Annotated in this window: 21 protein-coding genes; 2 read left to right on the forward strand and 19 right to left on the reverse strand. The window is 37.3% G+C overall.

Going from position 1 to position 21,687, the window contains the following annotated elements; genetic code table 11:
* From brnQ to Q0594_RS04675, 3 genes are all read right to left on the reverse strand, one after another.
* Positions 1–1,121 (reverse strand): branched-chain amino acid transport system II carrier protein (brnQ, locus tag Q0594_RS04665; RefSeq protein ID WP_298730077.1); only part of this gene is annotated, 1,121 nt, incomplete at its 3' end.
* A 10-nt stretch (positions 1,122–1,131) separates the two neighbouring features.
* Entirely contained in the window at positions 1,132–1,434 is a 303-nt protein-coding gene (locus tag Q0594_RS04670; protein ID WP_298730101.1) for an ArsC/Spx/MgsR family protein, read from the reverse strand.
* A 141-nt stretch (positions 1,435–1,575) separates the two neighbouring features.
* A complete protein-coding gene (locus Q0594_RS04675) occupies positions 1,576–2,736 on the reverse strand; it encodes a hydroxymethylglutaryl-CoA synthase (RefSeq protein ID WP_298730080.1) in 1,161 nt (386 codons plus the stop codon).
* A gap of 229 nt (positions 2,737–2,965) precedes the next feature.
* Between Q0594_RS04675 and Q0594_RS04680 the strand changes: the two genes are divergently transcribed.
* A complete protein-coding gene (locus Q0594_RS04680; RefSeq protein ID WP_298730081.1) occupies positions 2,966–4,156 on the forward strand; it encodes an acetyl-CoA C-acetyltransferase in 1,191 nt (396 codons plus the stop codon).
* A 130-nt stretch (positions 4,157–4,286) separates the two neighbouring features.
* Here Q0594_RS04680 and Q0594_RS04685 read toward each other — a convergent pair whose 3' ends face one another.
* Positions 4,287–5,558, reverse strand: coding sequence for an Mbeg1-like protein (locus Q0594_RS04685; protein WP_298730082.1), 1,272 nt, complete (start codon positions 5,556–5,558; stop codon positions 4,287–4,289).
* A gap of 160 nt (positions 5,559–5,718) precedes the next feature.
* Between Q0594_RS04685 and Q0594_RS04690 the strand changes: the two genes are divergently transcribed.
* A complete protein-coding gene (locus Q0594_RS04690) occupies positions 5,719–7,206 on the forward strand; it encodes a DUF1846 domain-containing protein (protein WP_298730083.1) in 1,488 nt (495 codons plus the stop codon).
* Between the two features lie 545 nt (positions 7,207–7,751).
* Here Q0594_RS04690 and Q0594_RS04695 read toward each other — a convergent pair.
* The 15 genes from Q0594_RS04695 to Q0594_RS04765 all read right to left on the reverse strand — a co-directional run bounded on the left by Q0594_RS04695 (position 7,752) and on the right by Q0594_RS04765 (position 21,552).
* Positions 7,752–8,822, reverse strand: coding sequence for an ABC transporter substrate-binding protein (locus Q0594_RS04695; RefSeq protein WP_298730084.1), 1,071 nt, complete (start codon positions 8,820–8,822; stop codon positions 7,752–7,754).
* A complete protein-coding gene (locus Q0594_RS04700; protein WP_298730085.1) occupies positions 8,819–9,655 on the reverse strand; it encodes an ABC transporter permease in 837 nt (278 codons plus the stop codon). The genes Q0594_RS04695 and Q0594_RS04700 overlap by 4 nt, the downstream gene beginning before the upstream one ends.
* Complete coding sequence (locus tag Q0594_RS04705) at positions 9,652–10,464, reverse strand: ABC transporter permease (protein ID WP_298730086.1); 813 nt, start codon at positions 10,462–10,464, stop codon at positions 9,652–9,654. Before Q0594_RS04705 ends, Q0594_RS04700 begins: the two co-directional genes overlap by 4 nt.
* Complete coding sequence (locus tag Q0594_RS04710) at positions 10,457–11,563, reverse strand: ABC transporter ATP-binding protein (RefSeq protein ID WP_298730087.1); 1,107 nt, start codon at positions 11,561–11,563, stop codon at positions 10,457–10,459. The genes Q0594_RS04705 and Q0594_RS04710 overlap by 8 nt, the downstream gene beginning before the upstream one ends.
* 22 nt (positions 11,564–11,585) lie before the next feature.
* On the reverse strand, positions 11,586–12,128 hold the full coding sequence (locus tag Q0594_RS04715) for an XRE family transcriptional regulator (protein WP_298730088.1): 543 nt from the start codon (positions 12,126–12,128) through the stop codon (positions 11,586–11,588).
* A gap of 250 nt (positions 12,129–12,378) precedes the next feature.
* Positions 12,379–13,221 (reverse strand): AraC family transcriptional regulator, encoded by an 843-nt coding sequence (locus Q0594_RS04720; protein ID WP_298730090.1) that lies wholly within the window; start codon positions 13,219–13,221, stop codon positions 12,379–12,381.
* A 481-nt stretch (positions 13,222–13,702) separates the two neighbouring features.
* On the reverse strand, positions 13,703–15,229 hold the full coding sequence (locus Q0594_RS04725) for a zinc ABC transporter substrate-binding protein AdcA (protein ID WP_298730091.1): 1,527 nt from the start codon (positions 15,227–15,229) through the stop codon (positions 13,703–13,705).
* Positions 15,230–15,663: 434 nt separating this feature from the next.
* A complete protein-coding gene (locus Q0594_RS04730; RefSeq protein WP_298730092.1) occupies positions 15,664–16,086 on the reverse strand; it encodes a hypothetical protein in 423 nt (140 codons plus the stop codon).
* A 208-nt stretch (positions 16,087–16,294) separates the two neighbouring features.
* Positions 16,295–16,672 (reverse strand): hypothetical protein, encoded by a 378-nt coding sequence (locus Q0594_RS04735; RefSeq protein WP_298730093.1) that lies wholly within the window; start codon positions 16,670–16,672, stop codon positions 16,295–16,297.
* Positions 16,673–16,782: 110 nt separating this feature from the next.
* Complete coding sequence (locus Q0594_RS04740; protein WP_298730094.1) at positions 16,783–17,733, reverse strand: metal ABC transporter substrate-binding lipoprotein; 951 nt, start codon at positions 17,731–17,733, stop codon at positions 16,783–16,785.
* On the reverse strand, positions 17,726–18,559 hold the full coding sequence (locus tag Q0594_RS04745) for a metal ABC transporter permease (RefSeq protein WP_298730095.1): 834 nt from the start codon (positions 18,557–18,559) through the stop codon (positions 17,726–17,728). The genes Q0594_RS04740 and Q0594_RS04745 overlap by 8 nt, the downstream gene beginning before the upstream one ends.
* Entirely contained in the window at positions 18,552–19,295 is a 744-nt protein-coding gene (locus Q0594_RS04750; protein ID WP_298730096.1) for a metal ABC transporter ATP-binding protein, read from the reverse strand. Before Q0594_RS04750 ends, Q0594_RS04745 begins: the two co-directional genes overlap by 8 nt.
* A 199-nt stretch (positions 19,296–19,494) precedes the next feature.
* Positions 19,495–20,202 (reverse strand): glucosamine-6-phosphate deaminase, encoded by a 708-nt coding sequence (locus Q0594_RS04755; RefSeq protein ID WP_298730097.1) that lies wholly within the window; start codon positions 20,200–20,202, stop codon positions 19,495–19,497.
* 202 nt (positions 20,203–20,404) lie between these two features.
* Positions 20,405–20,530, reverse strand: a complete 126-nt coding sequence (locus Q0594_RS04760; RefSeq protein ID WP_298730098.1) for a hypothetical protein — start codon at positions 20,528–20,530, stop codon at positions 20,405–20,407.
* A gap of 140 nt (positions 20,531–20,670) precedes the next feature.
* Complete coding sequence (locus Q0594_RS04765) at positions 20,671–21,552, reverse strand: hypothetical protein (protein ID WP_298730099.1); 882 nt, start codon at positions 21,550–21,552, stop codon at positions 20,671–20,673.
* Positions 21,553–21,687: the final 135 nt, after the last annotated feature.

Here is a 21,687-nt window from a genome sequence, read left to right on the forward strand (position 1 = left end):
TCATACAGTCCAATAATACCTGCTACTAGCACAACTCCTTTAAATATATTAGCATTTTTAATACGAAAGAAATTCAAAATTATTAAGGCAATACTTATTGGATATAAAAATACCAAAACTGGAACCGATATGATAACTATTTTATTAACCCCAAACATTGCAAAAACAAAACCAATTATTGTTGTTATCACTACTAATTTTTCATAAGATATTTTTATAAGACCACTAAAATACTCTGCAACAGTAACTATTAACCCTATTGACGTTGTAAGGCAAGCACCTGCAACACAGATAGCCAATATTAAATATCCAATTTTTCCTAAAAGATTTATTGAAATTTTTACAAGTAAATCTGTTTTTTCTGCTCCTGCAACTAATTCCATTCCACCAAAACTTGCTCCTATATAACTAAGTCCTGCATAGACTATTGCAAGTCCTGCCGCTGCAATAAGACCAACTTTTAATAAATATGAAAATTCTTGTTTAGGGGTAAGTTCAGTTTTTCCTCTTATAGCATTTAAAATAACTGTTGAAAAAACAATGGTTGCTAGAGCATCCATTGTTTGATAACCTTCTGTGAAACCTTTTTTAAATGGTAATTCATAAATCTTTTCAACAATTGGTAAATCATTAAAAAATACACCTTTAACTAAAATTATAAATAAAACTATTAAAAGTATAGGTGTTAAGATTTTACCTACTCTATCAACAACTTTTGATGATTTCAATGAAAATAACAACGCTAATAAGAAATAAATTCCTAAATAGACATATTTCCAAATTGAAGTTGTAAAGCCTGCATGATAAAAAGTAACTTCATAAGCTGTTGCACCTGTTCTTGGCAGTGCTAAAAGTGGTCCTATTGATAAAATAAGTGCTATTCCATAAAATTTTGCAAATAAAGGTGAAACTTTATCTGAAAAACTGTCTAAACTTTTACCTGCATTAGCTGAAGCAATAATTCCCATAAGAGGAATTCCAACTCCTGTTAGAATAAATGCAAATGATGCTATTCCCCAACTATTACCTAATTCATATCCTAACATAGGAGGGAATATTAAATTTCCTGCTCCAAATAACATTGCAAATAGAGCAAACCCCGCTGTGATAACATCCATCATATTATACATTTTATTTTTTTAGCAACTCCTTCCATTCTTCTTCTTTAAAACCATTTAAAACTACATCTTTTGTAACTATCATTGGTCTTTTTACAAGTTTTCCATCAGTTGCTAATAATTTTAACATTTCTTCTTCTGTCATAGTTGGCAATTTATCTTTTAATTCCATTTCTCTATACAAAATACCACTTGTATTAAAAAATTTCTTTAACTCTTTCTTACTTTTTTTAAAAAATTTTTTTAATTTTTTCTCGGAAATTTTACTATTTTTTCCGCATTTGTACTTTTGAGTCGAAAAACTATTGTTGACTATACCGCTAAAAACCGCGTCAGTTCAACATTTATATTTTAGTTTTGATTTTAAAATTTGAAATGTAACATATATACTACATTTTTATTTTTTCATTCTTGCACACAACAAAAAACCGTAACCTTGGTGGCTACGGTTGGTTGATTATTTTATAGTATATTGTCTTTCGTGATTTTTAACCCCTGTGAGTGTCACAGGGCTATTGTCTTCACGTGTGAATGTTTGTTCACCGCTAGAATCGACAACTTCCATAAAGATTTCTTCGTATTCTTCAACGGTTAACATTTTACGGTTTTCAAGCAAAGCCTTATGCTCCGCAATATGCAATTGATTTTGGAATCCTTCAACTAATTCTCCGGCAAAGAATTCCCCAACTGCTCCTGAACCATAACTAAAGAATCCGATGCGGTCTCCAGCTACTAATACAGAACTGTTTTCTAATAACGAAATAAAACTTAGGAATAATGATCCTGTATAAATATTTCCAACATGGCGGTTATATATAGACGCTTCTTGATATCTTGCTGTGAAACGTTCTCTTTCTTCCTCATTCATCTCTTCTAAGAACGGTTTGAAAGCTTTCATCCCCATCTTCGTATACGGTAAGTGGAAGCAAATGGCCTCGAAGTCCGAAAACTCGTAATGAGTCTTTTCTTGGTAGTTCTTCCACACTTCGCAGAAGAAACGGATGTATTGTTCATTTGAAAATTGACCGTCTACTAATGGATAAGCTTCATAGTTCGGTCTCCAAAAATCCATTACGTCATCCGTAAACAAGCTTGTTTCATTGTCTAAGACTAATAAACGTGGCGACTCAGAAACAACCATGGCTACCGCACCCGCTCCTTGAGTAGGTTCTCCACCAGAATTTAATCCATATTTAGCGATATCACTAGCAATGACCAATACTTTTGAAGAAGGATTTAATGCGATATGTCCTTTTGCTAATTGAAGAGCTGCCGTTGCCCCATAACAAGCGTGTTTTAATTCTACGCTTCGAACACGGTTAGATAATCCTAACATCCGTTGCATATAAACTGCAGCCGACTTCGATTGATCAATTCCTGTTTCAGTTCCAAATAAAATCATATCAATAGATTCGCGGTCAGCATCATCAATAATCGATAAAGCTGCATTTGCGGCTAAAGTCACGATATCTTGTGTCACTGGAGCTACTGCCATTGTAGACTGTCCAATACCAATCGTGTATTTAGCTGGCTCTACGCCACGAGCAACTGCTAAGGTTTCCATATCCAGTGCAGTTGGCGGTACAAAAAAGCCAATCTTATCTATTCCTATATTCATTGTTGTTCTCCTTTACGAAAAAGCCCTAACTACATGTTGGGCTTCTTGTTCTTTCTTAGCAACAACTATACTAGCAAAAAATTGCCGTCTGGACAATTTAATTTACTATTTGTTCTATAATTTAAACAATTCTTTACTATTTAGAACGATTAAAAATTAGGTTTTACAAGCAAAATCTTATAAAATGGTGGAGATGAAAGTGAATCTACTATAGAAAGGAATAAAAAATATGAACGGAAATGATATTGTCATTGTCAGTGCCACCCGGACTGCCATTGGTAAATTCGGAGGTCAATTTGCTACAACCTCTGCGATTGAATTAGGTACAGCGGTCGCAAAATCCGCTATCCAAAAAGCCAAATTATCTCCAGACCAAATTGATACAGTGATTTTCGGAAATGTTTTACAAGCTGGACTTGGTCAAAACCCTGCTCGACAAGTAGGATTAAAAACAGGTCTACTCCATTCTAGTACAGCCTTAACGGTCAATGAAGTTTGTGGTTCTGGATTAAAGGCCATTATTCTTGCAGCACAATCGCTTCGACTAGGAGATGCTAAAATCGTCTTAGCTGGCGGTATGGAAAATATGAGTTTAGCACCTCATTTATTACAACAACGGTTTGCTCCAAAAAACGGACCGGTTACTTTAGTCGATTCATTATTTAATGATGGGTTAACAGACGCTTATTCAACAGACGCGATGGGCATTACCGCTGAAAACATCGTTGAAAAATACGGATTTACCAGAGAGAAACTCGATGCTTTTGCCCTATCTTCTCAACAAAAATCTGCTAAAGCTCAAGAAGAAGGACGTTTCGAGAAGGAAATCACTCCAGTCCCAGTCTTCAATCGTAAGACAAAATCTGAGGACTTCAAAGCTAGCGATGAATTCATCCGTGCAAACACAACACTGGAGAGTCTTTCTGGATTAAAACCCGCCTTCAAAAAAGACGGAGTAGTTACTGCTGGAAACTCTTCAGGAATCAATGATGGAGCCGCTTGTGTCATCATGACAACTCGCGAATATGCCCAAGAATTGAATCTACCTATTCTAGCAACACTAAAAGGATATGCAGAAGCAGGTGTAGATCCTGCAATCATGGGGATTGGGCCTGTTCCAGCCATCGAAAAATTAGTAGCACGTACACGCATCCCACTTGAAAAAGTGGATATCTTTGAATTGAATGAAGCCTTTGCGGCACAAAGTATGGCCGTCATTAAAGACTTGAAAATCCCAATTGAAAAAGTAAATCCATTTGGTGGGGCGATTGCACTAGGCCATCCAATCGGTGCTTCTGGCACCCGTATTGTGGTCACACTGATTAATGCACTCAACCAACTCGATGGTAAAATCGGGGTCGCTTCCCTCTGTGTAGGCGGCGGCATGGGTGTTGCCATCGCGATTGAGCGCGAAAAATAATAGAAACAAGAAGAGTTGCCCAAAATTCACTTATAAGTGAATTTTGAGCAACTCTCTTTTTTCTTTTTAACAATCGGAAGTACGAAGAAAGAAATTCATGTTAAGATTCGAAGTAATCCTATAGCTTAATTTATTTCTCTTCGTGTTTCTTTTGTTCGTGGCGCTGTTGATAGTATTCTCGAATTTCTTCATTCTCCTGACTGGCCTGATATTTAATGGAAACTCCTTCTTTTTTCCAATGAATCCTCGTTAAAATATCATCCCAGCTTGGAAATTCGACATTAAATGTATCCGCAAAACTAATAGAATCTCTCCATACATTGAAGCGAGTTTGTAGTAAAAGCAGGGCTACTCGAGTGAGTAGTTCACGTTTTTCTTCATCCATTTGTCCTGCAGCTTTGAAGAACTCCTGAACATAATGCATAAATTTGCCAAACACATCATTAATCGTATCTAAACCAATCGTAAAGAGAAGCTCGAAGAAGACATCCCAGAACAGTTCTAGTTCTTCATCACTCACTTCTTCCGTCCATTTTTTAAACGTTTGGTCATTCAATTGACTATTCTTCGTCAAATGATCCATCGTTACAAATTGTCCATTTTCAATTTCCCATGTCAAAGCACTATGTTGGAGAGCCGCAAAAGCATTACTTTTGACGATGACATAAGGAATTTCAGATTCTAAAAGCAATCCTACTAACGCATCCTGAGGAATGTAACGCATCGCTAATGGAACCACTGCGCGATAACCTTCCGTTTCTAAAATTGAACGGTGTAAGCCTGGAGAATCAAAACAGAAGATTTTTCCTAATCTCGATTGAACTTCCTTCTCTTGGGTAGCCGCAGCGTATAAGGCTAGATTTCCTCCTTTTGAATGTCCTGACAAGAGGATTTTTCCATCGAACACTTTTGCCTGTTGCTCCAAATATTCCTTGGCATCTTTATGTGCTGGAATAATAGGAGAATAAGTCATCATAAAGTCTTCTTTCCAACCAATCAGCGTTTCATCTGTTCCACGATAAATCACGATGCGCACGTTGGGACTTATTTCCACTGTCAATGCAGCGAATTGTTTCGTAATATCTGAGTCCACTTCACTCTTCATCCCAAAAAACTTAAGGGATTGATATCGTTTAGCTCTTCCAATTTCCTGCGTTAAATCGACTCTTTCTTGCGTAATCATCATCGGATTATCTCTCAATAATCTCTCCGCATTTTCCCCAAAATAGTGAGCAATCTCTTCCATCGTTGAAAATTCTTTTCCACTCATATCTGAAGAAACGATTTCTTCCAGTGGCGAATATCCTAATTCTGTTAAGACAAGGGCATCAATTTCAGAGAAGGGTCTCTCTTCAAATGTGTCCTTTCCGAACTCTTGTACATAATCCATCATATTTTTCATTGAATCGTCCTCCATAAATTTGAGTGAGTCCAATACTATTTTACTCTGCCCTTATACCACTTGCAACTCTTTTTTCTACGGGCTTTTTTTGCCCATTTTGTATAGAATTTCCCCTCCTTTTTATGCTATACTACTGAAATGAATTGAAGGGGGTTGTCGTATGAAATTAGGATTTGATAGTGAGAAATATCTAGAAGAACAAAGTCAGTTCATTCTCCAACGAGTGAATGCTTATGACAAATTATATTTAGAATTTGGTGGTAAACTAATCGGTGATTTCCATGCAATGCGAGTATTACCTGGTTTTGACCCAGACGGAAAAATTAAATTACTCCACCGCCTTCGTGACCAAGCAGAAATTATTATCTGTGTATATGCTGGCGATATTGAACAAAACAAAATTCGCGGTGATCTTGGAATCACTTATGACCAAGATGTTCTTCGCTTAATGGACGACCTACACTATTGGGACCTCAAAATCAATAGCGTTCTCATCACTCGTTACACAGGGCAACCTGCTGCTACTCAATTTAAAAACTCCCTCGAGCGTCGTGGGATCAAAGTATATACGCATGGTTACACAGAAGGTTATCCAATGGACGTGGAAACCATCGTGAGTGACGCAGGATATGGCGCAAATGAATTTATCGAAACAACACGTCCTCTTGTTGTCGTAACAGCTCCTGGTGCTAACAGTGGAAAACTAGCAACCTGTTTAAGCCAACTTTACCATGAAACCAAACGCGGTCACCGTGCAGGATATTCTAAATTTGAAACCTTCCCTGTATGGAATTTACCACTCAACCACCCTGTAAACGTAGCGTATGAAGCAGCAACGGCCGACTTAGAAGATGTCAATATGATTGATACTTTCCATCTGGCGCATTACGGTGAAACAACGGTGAACTACAACCGAGATATTGAAGCCTTCCCTCTATTACGTCGTATCTTAAGGAAGATTTATGGTGACGCTCCAATTCCTTACAACTCTCCTACAGATATGGGCGTGAACCGTGTCGGATTTGCTATCACTGATGATGCAGCTGTTCGCGAAGCTTCTAATCAAGAAATTATTCGCCGTTATTATGCAGGTCAGTGTGACTACAAACGCGGTATCGGAACACTTGAAGCGGCTCAACGTGGCAAGTACATCATGGAAGAAAGTGGGCTCTCTCCACAAGGCCGTCCAGTTGTAAAAGCCGCTCTTGAAAAAGAAGCCGAAGTCAAAGTTCCCGTAGTAGCCTTACAACTTCCAACTGGCAAAATCATTACAGGAAAACAATCGGATACCATGACCGCCAGCGCGGCCTGCCTACTCAACTGCATCAAAGAATTAGCAGAAATTGGCGACTCCATCCATTTATTACCACCTGTCATTTTAAATGCGATTGGCCAACTCGGAAGCGACGTTTTAAAACATCAACGCCGCTCACTCGATAGCAAAGAAGTGCTCATCGCACTCAGCATCTCAGCAGTCACAAACCCTGCCGCAGAAGCCGCCAAAAACCAATTACAAAACTTACGCCACTTACAAGCACACAGCACCGTCATCCTTCAAAAAGCCGACGAAGATACCTTCCGAAGCCTCGGAGTCATGGTGACTTGCGAACCACAATTTGCTGGCACAAACCTTTACTACACAAACTAACCCCAAGCCCTCGTCCATTTGGACGAGGACTTTTTTATGGACATTTAACAAAAGCACAAACAACATCTTAACACCCTTTTTCGCATTTCCTAGTTTCCTCTAGCCGTCCATACGACCTATTAGCCTTTATATCTCCTCTATTAAAAACTAGAATTTTAAAAGTCCGCACACTCTCCCTTTTTCATAAAAAACTTCGTTCCTTTGAAATTCGTCAAAATAAAAGAGGGAATTGGATTCTATACTCCCAATGAGCCTCAAATTCACGGATTCTATAGTAGGAATAGTGGCGGTTGTAACTGATGTGAATTAGTGACTCTGGAAATTCATTTCCTAGAGTCACTTTGAAGCTCGGTAGTCGTTGAGACTAAAGGCTCAACACGGTACAGCCACTATCAATACTATGAAGAAATCCGTAGAATTTAAAGGCGAATTGGATTTTATTCCAATTTCTCTTCTTTTATTCCTGCACAAGAATTTCAAAGGAACGAAGTTCCTCATTTATTATTTTTATGCACAAAAAAGTCGAGAGCGCATCTCGACTTTTCTTAGTTTCTAAAGATTTTTGCTTCAAGGAAGAGATCGTTGTAAAGGCCTAATAGGTCGGTTCCTAAGTTTTCGTAAACCTCCATCTTACTCATCGCCTCTTCTGTCGGGTAAAAACTCTCATCCGAAGTAATGTCTTCTGGCAATAATGCTAGTGCATCTTTATTTGGAGTGGCATATCCTACATATTTCGCATTTTGAGCCGCCACCTCTGGACGCAACATGAAGTTGATAAACGCATAGGCGCCTTCCTTATTGCCCACTGTTTTTGGAATGACAATATTATCAAACCATAAATTCGTTCCTTCGCTTGGAACTACATAGGCAAGGTTTTCATTTTCGCTCATCATCTTGGCAGCTTCCCCTGAGAATGTCACCGCAATATTCGCTTCTTCTTGAATCATATATGTCTTCATTTCGTCGGCAATAATGGCTTTCGCATTTGGCATTAACGTCTTCAAGAACTTGCCCGCCTCTTTCACAATGGTTTCATCTTTTTCGTTTAAAGAGTAGCCTTGTGTTTGAAGTGCAATCCCCATCATTTCACGGGCGCCATCAATGAATAAGATCGAATCTTTAAATTCTTCCTTCCATAAATCTCTCCACTCACTAATGGTTCCTTCGGGATAGACATTTTTATTGTATACAATCCCTAAAGTTCCCCAGAAATAAGGAATACTATACGTATTATCCGGGTCAAAAGACTGATGAAGGAAACGTGGATCAATATGTTCTATGCCTTTGATTTTCGAATAGTCTAATTTCTCTAATAGATTTTCTTGAACCATTTTATGAATCGTATATTCACTTGGAATAGCGACATCATAATTTGTTCCGCCTTGCTTAATCTTGGTTAACATGGCTTCGTTCGAATCAAAGGTTTCATAGATGACTTTATATCCAGTTTCCTCTTCGAATTGAGCAATCAACGCTGGATCAATATAGTCTCCCCAGTTATAAACGATAATCGTTTCTGGGCTACCAGCTGTCGCCGTTTCAAAGTTTTTACGAACTCCAAACAGCAATAGGCAAGAAACTAAAATCGCCCCGATTAAGAGCGTTAGTCGCTTCATAATGTGACTCCTTTCAATAAGTCACTCTCAGAAGTCTTCCCATTCAATCGTTTTTGTTGGAATTTTTGAATGAAGTAATAGCCAATCACGAGGGATAATGAGAATAGGAACATCAACGTACTTAAAGCATTGATTTCTAAACTAATCCCTTGACGCGCACGTGAGTAGATTTCAACGGCAATTGTTGAGAATCCATTCCCTGTTACGAAGAATGTCACGGCAAAGTCATCTAATGAATACGTAAATGCCATAAAGAATCCACTAAGAATTCCTGGTGTAATCGATGGCAACACGATGCGTGTTAACACTTGAGAACTTGTTGCTCCTAAGTCACGAGCCGCTGTAATCATTGATGGATTCATTTCAGATAATTTTGGTAAAACCATTAACACGACAATTGGAATATTAAACGCAATATGAGCAAGCAGTACAGACATGAAGCCGAGTTTAAATCCTACGACTGTAAATAGAATCAATAAACTTGCCCCGATGATAACGTCTGGCGATACCATCAAAATATTGTTAAATCCTAATAGGACTTGCTTGTGATGGTTGGAACGGATGTAATGAATCATGATAGCTCCAAGTGTTCCAATCACAGTCGCTATGAGTGATGATAATAGTGCAAGAATCAGTGTATCAAGCACAATCCCGATTAATCGCGTATCCGCTAAAACAGCTTCATAATGCTTTAAAGTGAACTCTTCAAAACCATTCATGCTTCCAGCACTGTTAAAGGAATAAAAAATCAAGTAAAAAATAGGCGCATATAAGACGACAAATACAAACACTAAGTAGAGATTACTCCACTTGTTATTATTTTCTAATTTCATTCTGATACGCCTCCTTTTTTACGATCTCTTGTAACAAACATTAAAATAATCATCGCTACGATTAATACCACGCCGATGGTTGACCCCATTCCCCAGTTTTGTGTTACGAGGAAGTGTTGCTCAACGGCTGTACCCAGTGTAATGACGCGGTTTCCTCCAATTAAACGAGTCAACATGAAGAGTGAGAGTGATGGAATAAATACCGCTTGTACGCCACTTCGAACCCCGTTCATTGTTAATGGGAAGATAACTCGTCTAAAGGTATCCCATTTCGTCGCACCTAAGTCGCGACTGGCCGCAATCAGAGAGCCTGGCAATTCTTCAATAGAGTTGAAGATTGGCAAAATCATAAATGGTAACTCGATATACGCTGCTACCGTTAAGAAACTGAAGTCTGTAAACAAGAACTCTTGTGGTGCAATTCCAAATAAGGAAAGGAATTGGTTAACTGTTCCTGTTTGACTAAAGATTCCAATAAATGCATAGGCTTTTAATAAGAGGTTAACCCATGTAGGCAAAATAATTAATAAGAGCCATAATTGTTTATGTTTTGTACGACTAAGGAAAAGCGCTGTTGGATAACTAATTAGCAATGTTACTAGAGTGACTAGAAATGCATACCAAACAGAATTGAACGTCATTTCTAAATAGTTCCCTGACGCAAAATAGTTTATATAATTTCCAACAGTTGCTTGTCCATTAATGTCGAAGAATGATTTATAAAAAATCATTCCAAGCGGTGTTACTACGAATAATAACAACCAAATAAAGTATGGAATGGAAAATAAGAAACGAGATTGTTTAGTCATTTTCTTCTACCTCGTCTTCGTAGCTTTCTAGACGAGCGTCGAAGTCTTCTTCACTTTCTCCAAAACGCATTACGTGGATATCCTGTGGTTCAAAGTATAAGCCCACTTTTGATCCTACTTCTGCTTTACGAGTGGAGTGAATCATCCATTCATTGCCATTTTCGTCATAGCAGATGATTTCGTAGTGAACCCCACGGAATAACTGAGTATCTACTTCAACGGTTAATTTTCCTTTTTCAATCGTCGTTAACGCTAAATCTTCTGGACGAATCACGATTTCAACTTTTTCGTTTGGACGCATTCCGGCATCGGCACACTCGAATTCTTTGCCAACGAATTCTACAAGGTAGTCTTCCTTCATGATTCCATCAACGATATTACTTTCACCGATAAAGTCCGCAACGAAGCGGTTAATTGGCTCATCGTAAATATCTACTGGCGTTCCTGATTGAATGACTTCCCCTTTACTCATAACGAAGATTTCGTCACTCATCGCTAACGCTTCTTCTTGGTCATGCGTTACGAAGATAAATGTGATGCCTAGACGTTGTTGCAATTCACGAAGTTCATATTGCATGTCTGTACGAAGTTTTAAGTCTAACGCTGATAATGGCTCATCGAGTAGTAGTACTTCTGGTTCATTGACAAGCGCACGGGCGATGGCTACACGTTGTTGTTGTCCACCAGACATTTGTGAGATTTCACGGTTTTCATACCCAGATAATTGCACCATTTTTAAAGCATCTGCTACTTTTTCTTTAATGATGTTTTCAGGAGTTTTCTTTAAGCGTAAGCCGAACGCGATGTTTTCGAATACGTTCATATGTGGGAATAATGCGTAGTCTTGGAAGACTGTATTTACTTTACGTTTGTTCGGCGGAAGTTTTGTAACGTCTTCCCCGTTTAAAGTCACTTTTCCGTTTGATACATCTGTAAATCCAGCAATGATACGTAAGATCGTTGTCTTACCGCATCCTGAAGGCCCTAGTAATGTATAGAATTTTCCTTTTTCGATTTCGAAATTAATATTTTTTAATACATGAGTATCCTCATAAAATTTGTTCACATTCTCAAATGAGATAATGGTGTTGTTTGACATTGCTAGCACCTAACTTTCTTTATTATAAATAGGAATCTGTTGCCACGACTAACACTTTAGAAGTCGTTTTACCAGCATTACTAATTTGATGTTTGGCTTTTGCCTCGAAATAGAACGATTCTCCCTTAGAGACTATTTCGACTTGTTTTCCGACTTTGACTTGAACAGAACCTTCAAGTACATACCCAAATGTCTCTGACAGTGAAGGTTGGAATGTTTTATACGCTCCTCCAACTTGAAACTCCAGAATCACGGGTTCCATCTCATGCTCATTTGAATCTGGGTTGAGCCATGTCACCGTAGTATGGTGTTTAGCATCTTCCATCATTGTCATATCTTCCTCACGGTAAATCGTGAGTGCTTCTTCAGGACCTTCATCAAAAAAATCTGCAGCAGGACACCCTAATACTTCTAAAATATCAAAGAATGTATCCATGGATGGCGAGCTCAAATCATTTTCTAATTGCGAAATATATCCCTTTGACAAATCTGTTCTCTCCGCTAACTCTTCTTGCGTTAGTCCCTTTTGAATTCGCAAGGCACGCAGTTGATGTCCGATTTCCATTGTCTTCTCCTTTTAAACTAATTGTTTACTGACACAAAGATTATTATACATTAAGTTTAGTAATAGTCAACCGAAAGAACCTGAAAAAACAGATTTTTTTAGAAGTTTTATTTAGCTTAAGATTGCTATTTTGACAGATATTTATTAGGGGAGATAAAGAGCCCAATTATCATATATGATAATTGAATGGAAAATAAAAAAATCAAAATTAACTTAAAAGTTAATTTTGATTTTTTCTTTTTATTCAGTTTTAAGCTTTTACAATCGGAATCCACAATTCCATTTTATAATCAGGACTCGCCATATCTCCTTCGTAATAATATTCAAAGTCTGGAGCTCCCGAATGCATATAACCGTGCTCAGGCATAAAGACCTCCATTGCGTATTTCCATCCTTGATGAATACACTCTGGAACCGGACCTGTTAGTTCAATAATCGCATACTCTGCTTCAGGGACCTCAATAATGTCGAGACCTAACTCCTGTGCTTTTTTTGAATCTGTAATCACATATCCTGCTAAATAATTTATCTCACTTGGATCTTGAACATCATGACACATCCCTACACTCTCTCCAGTTCCAATCTTAGCTAATTGTTCATGAGAGTACCTTGAATAGAACTCTCCCCATACACTTGGGCAAAGGGATGCATTAATGCTTTGTTTATTCAGACCTGCCACCGTAAAGGCTTTTTTGTTTTCGATTTTGATATTCATACTTCTTCCTCCTTTGACACTCAATGCCAATTGCAATCGTGAAACAATTTTAAACGGTTTCCCATGTCGTACTTCTGAAGGAGAAAATCCATGAAAATTCTTGAATGCCGCTCCAAATGAGTCTGAATTTTCATAACCAAATCTAAATGCAATATCTATAATTTTTTCATTAGAATCTCGTAACACAATCGCAGCTTCTGTTAATCTCCTACTTCTAAGATAATCAGAGAGCGTGGTCTGCGTTAGGATTGAAAATAGCCGGCTAAACATTGGATAAGAGTATCCAGATAAGGTTAAAATTCTCTTTTCATCAATATCCTCTTCTAGAACGGTCTCAAGATAATCAATGGTTCGATTAAAAGAATGCATCATATTCATCTTCATTCCTCCTTCAACATTATTCTAAGCCTTTCTTTTTAAACATACCCTATATTTTTTGTACAAACTATCACTGAATTCATTACTTCTATTATTTTCAACCATATTATACTAAATCATTGAACCGAAAAATAGTAGAGATTCTGTATAAACCAAAAGGGATTCGCTTGGCGAATCTCTTTTGGTTTTGATGAAGTTAAACTTGGGTGCGACCACTCACCCGTGTATCCTGATAGTTGAGTTCGAAAAGGCAGAAACGACGTCCACTTCAACAAACATCCGCACGACCCGTTCCGAGTCCTTTGCGTTACTCCGGTCCAGTGTTTCAGTCCTGAGCGTTCGCCCTCGTATGCTGTTTAGTCGAGCTCACAATCGCAGAAATGGCGTGCGTTTCCCGAAACATCCGCAGAACGTTTCACGTTCCTTCCGGTGTTCCGGTCCAACGTTCCATTTCTAAACGCGATTGCTCGCATCCTGTTTTTTAGTGCGCAAGCATTTCTTGTGCGATTTCTAATCCGCTTAGTTTTGTTGGGTAGTATGTTGGCCAGTTATCCATTTCTTCCAGTAGTTTTTCTTGGCTTTCATTGCCCATGAAGATGTGGAAGTGTTCTGCTTTTACTGGAGCGATGTTATGGTCACTAAACTGAACATATTTTGGTGCTCCTTCAACTGGTGTTACTGCTTCAAATAAGTAACGAACACCACGATTTCCTTTTTTATAAGTAAGAATCTTATAGCCAACATATTTATATTCGGCTTTCACCGTTGTTCCATCTTCTTTTTTGAATTCCATTGTTTTATCAGTGATATTGATATTCGTGATATCTGATTTATATCCCTTAGTATAGTAGTCTTTGAATTCCTCTTTCGTCATTGTCTTTTTCAATTTTGCTTTATAATCAAATACTTGGTCTAAAGTCCCATCGACTAAATAAGGATATACCGATTGCCATTCGCCTGCATAATCCGATAAAGTACGATCTTTCACGGCACTATCTTCAAAGTATCCATTATGAACCGTCTTGTTATCTGTTGTTTTTTCAGGTTGAATGTCTTTTCCCGGTTGATCTGTTGTTTTCTTCAACGCTGCAAGATTTTCGCGCATTACTGAAATATAGTCTTCCCCTTTATCCATTTGCTCTTTCGTAAGAGACTCAATTGGATTTAAGACCGCAAGCTCTACTCCAGTTTCATCGGCTAATGTTTTCGCAATTTTTTCAGAAGCATTCTCTTCGAAGTAAATCACTTTAATGTCATTTTCTTTTACATATTTTGTTAATTCTGCAAGACGTGAAGCACTTGGTTCTGCCTCAGGTGAAATTCCTGTAATTCCGACTTGGTTTAGATTGTAATCTAATGCTAAATAACGGAATGCCGTATGTTGTGTCACAAAATTCTTTTGTTTCGCATCTTTAAATGCATTTGTGTAGTCATTATGCAGTGCGGTTAATTTTTCAATATATGCATTGGCATTCTTCTCAAATACTTCTTTACGATCTGGGAAAGCTTCGACTAATTGTTTCGTAATGGTTTGAACCATTTTAATCGCACGCTCTGGAGACAACCACACATGAGGATCGTATTCATGACTATGGCCTTCTTCTGAATGATCATGTTCTTCTTCCTCGCCACCTGGTAGTAATACCATATCTTTTGTTGCACTAATTGGTTTTACTTTACTATCAGAGAGTGTCTTTAATACGGTAGGAATCCATGTTTCCATATATTCACTATCATAAACTAGCGCATCCGCTTCACTCATTTTCGCGATTTCTTTTGCGGAAGGCTCGTAATCATGAGGCTCTACTCCTGCCCCAATCACGAGAGATACGTCTGCTTCATCTCCAACAATATTTTTTGTAAAGTCATAGATTGGATAAAACGTTGTTGAAATTTTTAGTTTTCCTTGTTTGGTCTGAGTACTTGAAGTGTTTGAATTGTTCGTAGCGCATCCTGCCACAACAAGTAAAAACAACATCAAAAATCCAATAAAGGTCGTTTTTTTCATGATAGTTTCTGTCCCCTTTTCTTAAATCGTAATTTTTACGTTTTACATTGTAGCATCTATCGTGAAGCATTGCAAGACTTTTTAATTTTTCTGTTTTCCTGAAAATTCAACTCTAATAGAATCCTTTCCCATACCTCTATAGGGTCTTCAAAGAAAATACATTCAATACATGATAATTCTTTTGATTATTTTTTATTACTTTGATTTATTAATTCTATTTATCAAGTCTTTTCAGCACAAACAAGCCTCTAAAAAAGCTTTAGAGGCTCAGGTATCTAAACTCGCTTGTTTTTGTATCACTGGTTCAATAGTTCTTTTCTAAGCTAAAATGTAAGATAAAATTGAATAAAATCCAATCAAAAAATTTAAACTATTTTTCCGCTTGTATACGGAATCTTAACCCCTACTCCAACACGACATTCTATATCAATGGATCATTTGATTTTTTTGGTACCGAAAAAACGATGGACTAAGAAATAAATTAGCAAGCAAACTGATTGAATCAAACTCCAAGCCATCATCATCAATACTAGACGCGAAATCCAAACAAAACTTTCTTTCCAGAAAACTGAACCCTGAATACTCGATAGCGAATCCGCCATCATAATATGACTAGCATTCATTTGATAGAAAACCACTAGAAGCACTAAAGAAGCGACAACAATTATGAATAGAGAATGCTTGCTGTTCACATTCAATAAGCCTATCAATGTCACACCAGCACCAGTCAATTCCAAAAACAACAGTTGAATTCCCTCTTGCGCAAACACATCTCCATATCTTAGTGCATAAAATGCAACTACAGCACTCAATACAAAGGCCACCATCGACAAGCTATAATAAATCTTATTCAACATAAAATCCACCTACTCCCCTACTTAATAGCGCTAAACTAAACGAAAACATCGTTACTATTATAAATAATGTATTTTCTGACGATTAATGCTGGAATCATTCATCTCCTCTCTAATATAGTTTTTCATCAATTGATATTCTTTCTAACCTGTTTTCTTTAAAAGTCAATACTTCCTTATGATTATTATAGAATAAAAAAAAAGAAAAGGTCTACTTCTCGACCTTTTCTTGCAATTTCCACCCAATCACCCAACCAATGACAAGCACATAGTTTTCAATTGCTCCAACGAGATTGACAAAGGTAGCTCCCTCTAAATAAGCAAGAAGATGATTCGTACCAATCCCTAATCCGCCGACTATTAGTGCTCCTAAAACGACTCTTAAATAAAACCAATCATACTTAACATTAACGGCCACTAAAATCATCAAAACCGCCAAATTCCAAAATCCGATTTCTCGTTGCCAACCAACTGCAACTCCGTATCCCGAATGAGCTCCCATCACCTCTGGAAAGAAAATTTGATAAATCATCGCGCCTCCCATCGCCACCAATAGTATTATAAACAGTACTCTTAAAAATTTGTTCATCTTCTTCACCTCGTCATTCTTTATTTGAATTTTTTATCTGATTTCCCAAAATAAAAGAGCCCCAGATTCTATCCACCGAATCGAATAGAAATCTAAGAAGCTCATCTTGATTATTTGCTTAACCCTTCAATGATTTTATCTAGGTTCCATTTCATCATGCTGTAGTAGCTATCTCCATCTTTTCCTTCTTCTGCAATTGAGTCCGTAAAGATTGTAGAGTGAATTGGTTTCCCTGTTTCTTGAGATACAGTTTTCATTGGACGGTCATCCACACTACTTTCAACGAATAATGACGGAACTTTTGAATCACGTAATTGACGAACCAATTTTGTGATTTGTTCTGGAGTTCCTTCTTCTTCTGTGTTGATTTCCCAAATGTAAGCTGATGGAATATCGTACGCTTTAGAGAAGTACTTGAAGCAGCCTTCACTCGTTACGATTAAACGTTTTTCTTCAGGAATTTTAGCAATACGTGCTTTTGCGTCTTTATCCAAAGCTTCTAGTTTTTCAACATAAGCAGCTAAGTTCTTTTCGTATGCTTCTTTGTTCTTTGGATCTTTAGCAATTAATTGTTTTGCAATATTTTTAGCATAGATAATTCCGTTTTCGATGTTTAACCAAGCGTGTGGATCTTCTTTCCCTGCTTCGTTTTGTCCTTCTAAGTAAATTACTTGAACGCCATCACTTACCGCAAAGTAATCTTTGTTGGCTTCTTTTTTAGCGTTTTTCACCATTTTAGCGAACCAAGCATCCTCACCATTTTCTAAGTTGATACCATTGTAGAAAATCAAGTCTGCTTTTTGAACCTTTTGAACATCCTCTGGTAATGGTTCGTATTCGTGAGGGTCTTGCCCTACTGGAACGATACTATGTAAATCCACTAAATCTCCAGCGATATTTTTTGTCATATCATAAATAATAGAGTTCGTTGTCACTACTTGTAATTTTTTGCTTTCTGCTGTCGCAGATGTCGTTTGAGAACTATTCTCTTTGCCAGTAGCGCATCCTGCAATCCCTAAGACAACAAGAGCAGCTACTAAAAGTTTCTTCATGCTATTCATGAGATTTCCTTCTTTCTCTTTGTTTTGGTGAAATAATAAAGCTTACGACAAAAAGTGCTGCAGAAGTTAACACGATCGTAGATCCAATCGCAATATTAAATGTATACCCAATAAACAATCCTAAAATAGAAGATAAAGAGCCGAATATAGCTGCTAAAATTAACATCGTTTTAAGACGATTGGAGTACAAGTAAGCTGTCGCTGCAGGAGTAATGAGCAGAGCCACTATCATAACGGTCCCTACACTTTGCATTGCTGTAATAGATACCAATGCTAAAAGGAACATTAATAGATAATGATAAAACCGTACATTCATCCCCGCTGATTGCGCAAAAATCGGATCAAAACTGGTTACTTGTAATTCTTTGAAATAGGCCAGAATTACAATAAACACAATCAAGCTAACCACTAATGTAATGATTAAATCAACATCTTGCACTGCTAAAATATTCCCAAATAAAATATGGAATAAATCTGTAGAACTTTTAGCAACACCAATCAAAATAACTCCCAGCGCCAGAAAAGAACTAAAGGTAATCCCAATAGCGGTATCCCCTTTTACTGTACTATTTTGATTAATAAAGGCAATTAGAAATGAAGCTAATAAACCAAATACGAGGGCTCCTATAAAGAAATTAATGCCTAGAATATAGGATAACGCTACCCCGGGAAGAACCGCGTGAGAGATAGCATCTCCCATGAGTGACATTCCTCTTAGAATGATAAAACACCCTAAAATCCCCGCAACAGCACCAATAACGACTGCTGAAACTAATGCGTTTTGCAAGAAGTGAAATTCAAACAAGCCTTCAATAAAGTTATGCATGTTGCTCACCTCCTTGAGGAATATACACACTTCCACCATAAACGTGATCTAAGTACTTCGAAATAAAGACTTCTTCTGTTTTTCCAGAAGCCACTATCCCGTGTTTCACTAAAACCACATGGTCAAAGTATTCCTTCACTTTAGACAGGTCATGGTTCACCATTAAAATGGTTTTTCCTTCTTCTTTCCATTTGCGAATAATCGTCATAATCACTTTCTCGCTGAGCATATCAATTCCAACGAAAGGTTCGTCAAGAAAGATATAATCTGCTTCTTGAACCATACAACGCGCAAGTAATACCCGTTGGAATTGCCCACCTGAAAGTGCTCCAATTTGACGAGTCGCCAACTCTGATAAGCCTACCTCTTCAATCGCTTCGTCTACTTTAGCCCAATCTTCTTTCGTGAGTCTTTGTAAAGGAGCTTTTTTTACAGTTCTCCCTAAGGCTACACATTCACGAATCGTAATCGGAAACGTAAAGTCAATATGGCTTTTTTGTTCAACATATGCAATTCTAGATAGTGCTTTTCTAGTTGTCTCGCCATCAATACGAATCTCTCCGCTAGATGGAATTAGTCCTAATATTGCTTTTAATAGTGTTGATTTTCCTGCACCATTGGGCCCAATAATCCCTGTAATGGTTGGTCCTTCAATGGATAAATTGCAGTCTCGTAAAACATGTGGTTGCATCGCGTATGATACCCCAACATTTTTAATCGTAATCAATGAATTCATCCTCTCAATTTATGTAGATTCTACATTTATTAGGTTACCCTAAAAAAATAATTTCGTCAAGTGTTTTTTTGGGTTTACCAAAATATTTTCAGAAAATTTTTGAAAACAAGCCTTTACCCGCTTAAATCAGCTGATTCTCTCTCTTTTAAAAGAGCAAAAAAACGCCTTCCGTTGTCCGGAAGACGCCTTATCTAACTCTTTATTTTGTTAATAATGCCGCAGCTGCTTCATCACAAATAACGGTCACTTTCGGATGGTTTTGCAAAATACTTGCTGGAACCTCTTCTGTAATTGGCCCTTCTACTAAACCTTTAATCGCGTGGATTTTCTTAGGACCAAATGCAATTAAAGCAATCTCTTTAGCATCCATAATCGATTGTAAGCCCATTGAATAGGCATAACGTGGAACATCCTCTTCTTTCTCGAAGAAACGTTTGTTGGCTTCAATCGTTGACTCTGTTAAATGTACTTTGTGCGTGCGTTGAGTGAATGGCGTACCTGGCTCATTGAATCCGATATGTGCGTTACTTCCAATTCCTAATAATTGTAAGTCCACTGGATTTTCTTGAAGAATGCGTTCATAACGTTCCACTTCTGCATCGACATCTTTAGCTAATCCATCTGGTAAATAGCTATGTTTGAATGGTTTTGCATTGAATAATTGCTCTTTCATGAAATAATGATAGCTATGTTCATCCGTCGGCGCTAATCCCACATACTCATCTAAGTTTACGGACACTCGATCTGAAAAATCTAAATCGCTATTTCGAAGTAATTCATATAACCCAATTGGACTTGATCCAGTTGCCAACCCAAACACTTTTGCTCCTTCGCCGTGTACACGTTTAAACACCTCAAAAGCTGCTTTTGCTCCCTCCTCTTGAGTCTTTACAACTATAACTTCCATATTACTACCTCCCTGAATTCCCTTTTATAAGGGATTAAAAAAAATACTTGAACGATTGCTCGCTTTCTATTCTAACAAAAATTCAGACTTGTTTAAATAGCTAAATTCATTTTAGTTTATAAAATCTTCCCTATCCTGCCGTAGAAATTCCTCTTAACTATAACAAAGAGGAGAGTTTCCTCTCCTCACTTTTTGAAACATCCTACAAGCGGTTCCCTCTCTCAAGCTCATGACGAACCGCTAATCGAATGACCCAGTAACAAGCATAGATAAAGATTCCTGCTAATACAACTCCTCCAAGAACCACTGGTAATCCTACAACATCCATATAGATCACCTCCAATGAGACTCAAACCTTTTAAAATCGACATTCTACAACTTTATTATAGCATTCCACCTTTGAAATTCAATAGAGTCTCAACTTGGAATAACAAAGAAAGACTATCCCGTAAAAGGATAGTCTAACGATTATGATTTCGACATAAATCTAGCAAAGAACTTTCCATACCACTGCTCATTGGTAATATTAAAGTGCTCTCTGTATTCTTTACGATACTTATAGAAGTAAATTATTTTAGTTAAATATTCAATCCATTTTCCAAACATCAATGTTAGTGCAAACATAGAAACTGGGAATAAGAGGCCCATTAATATGCGCACTAACTCTGGATCTCCATTTACATTTACACCGATTTTAAGTGTCCATCGATTTAAAATTGCTAGAAACAACAAGATTCCACCATATTTTTTAACAAAGCTCATCAATCGAACATCCCAATCAGATACTCTTTCCTCTCCAATATCAAATAGATATGCTTTAAATTTCTTTGTCCCATCGATAATATACTTTTTAACAAAGTATAAGACCAAAATAATCTGTACATAAAAAGCCGTAACTCCAAATGCATCGATAGTAAGCCCAATGGCCATTGGTAATAAAGCAGTGAAAGCTGCTAATTGAAGAACAAGTATATAGAAAATACCATATAACAGTTGATTTGCATAATTACCCTTCGGCACAATATTTAACACCGTTAAAACAATTAAAGTAAAAATTAACACTATAATTACTGGTCGAAGATAGAGACCTATTTCTCCAATAAGTGCTGCAGATTGTTGCGAAATCATTTGCACATTTTCTGTAGATTGGCGAAGTTGATCTGGAAATCCAATTCCGGCACCATAAATTGCAAATATCATTAACAAAGTTACTAGCCCCGTCGTTCTTTTCCAAAAACTCATCGAAGAAAAGACACCCATTTTTGCTCCATCTTCTGTTAAAATACTCTCATCAATAATTTTCTTCGATTGCTCGAAACTTGCACCAAAGAGTTTGTTTTTTACTTGCATAATAAATTTTCCTCTCCAAATTAACTTATTTCGATATAAATCTCGCACGAAACTTCCCGTACCATTGTTCATTGGTAATTTTAAAGTACTCTCTATATTCTTTACGATACTTGAAGAAGTAAAAAGCCTTTATAA

This window comes from uncultured Granulicatella sp. (assembly GCF_938030755.1).
Taxonomy (GTDB): Bacteria; Bacillota; Bacilli; order Lactobacillales; family Aerococcaceae; genus Granulicatella.

Bases quoted from the DNA above. Each gene is read 5' to 3' on its own strand.
- Q0594_RS04755 (WP_298730097.1), bottom strand. From the start codon at position 20,202: ATGGAAGTTATAGTTGTAAAGACTCAAGAGGAGGGAGCAAAAGCAGCT.
- Q0594_RS04725 (WP_298730091.1), bottom strand. From the start codon at position 15,229: ATGAAAAAAACGACCTTTATTGGATTTTTGATGTTGTTTTTACTTGTT.
- Q0594_RS04740 (WP_298730094.1), bottom strand. From the start codon at position 17,733: ATGAATAGCATGAAGAAACTTTTAGTAGCTGCTCTTGTTGTCTTAGGG.
- Q0594_RS04690 (WP_298730083.1), top strand. From the start codon at position 5,719: ATGAAATTAGGATTTGATAGTGAGAAATATCTAGAAGAACAAAGTCAG.
- Q0594_RS04760 (WP_298730098.1), bottom strand. From the start codon at position 20,530: ATGGATGTTGTAGGATTACCAGTGGTTCTTGGAGGAGTTGTATTAGCA.
- Q0594_RS04685 (WP_298730082.1), bottom strand. From the start codon at position 5,558: ATGAAAAATATGATGGATTATGTACAAGAGTTCGGAAAGGACACATTT.
- Q0594_RS04710 (WP_298730087.1), bottom strand. From the start codon at position 11,563: ATGTCAAACAACACCATTATCTCATTTGAGAATGTGAACAAATTTTAT.
- Q0594_RS04730 (WP_298730092.1), bottom strand. From the start codon at position 16,086: ATGTTGAATAAGATTTATTATAGCTTGTCGATGGTGGCCTTTGTATTG.
- Q0594_RS04720 (WP_298730090.1), bottom strand. From the start codon at position 13,221: ATGAATATGATGCATTCTTTTAATCGAACCATTGATTATCTTGAGACC.
- Q0594_RS04715 (WP_298730088.1), bottom strand. From the start codon at position 12,128: ATGGAAATCGGACATCAACTGCGTGCCTTGCGAATTCAAAAGGGACTA.
- Q0594_RS04765 (WP_298730099.1), bottom strand. From the start codon at position 21,552: ATGCAAGTAAAAAACAAACTCTTTGGTGCAAGTTTCGAGCAATCGAAG.
- Q0594_RS04745 (WP_298730095.1), bottom strand. From the start codon at position 18,559: ATGCATAACTTTATTGAAGGCTTGTTTGAATTTCACTTCTTGCAAAAC.
- Q0594_RS04700 (WP_298730085.1), bottom strand. From the start codon at position 9,655: ATGAAATTAGAAAATAATAACAAGTGGAGTAATCTCTACTTAGTGTTT.
- Q0594_RS04750 (WP_298730096.1), bottom strand. From the start codon at position 19,295: ATGAATTCATTGATTACGATTAAAAATGTTGGGGTATCATACGCGATG.
- Q0594_RS04735 (WP_298730093.1), bottom strand. From the start codon at position 16,672: ATGAACAAATTTTTAAGAGTACTGTTTATAATACTATTGGTGGCGATG.
- Q0594_RS04680 (WP_298730081.1), top strand. From the start codon at position 2,966: ATGAACGGAAATGATATTGTCATTGTCAGTGCCACCCGGACTGCCATT.
- Q0594_RS04695 (WP_298730084.1), bottom strand. From the start codon at position 8,822: ATGAAGCGACTAACGCTCTTAATCGGGGCGATTTTAGTTTCTTGCCTA.
- Q0594_RS04675 (WP_298730080.1), bottom strand. From the start codon at position 2,736: ATGAATATAGGAATAGATAAGATTGGCTTTTTTGTACCGCCAACTGCA.
- Q0594_RS04705 (WP_298730086.1), bottom strand. From the start codon at position 10,464: ATGACTAAACAATCTCGTTTCTTATTTTCCATTCCATACTTTATTTGG.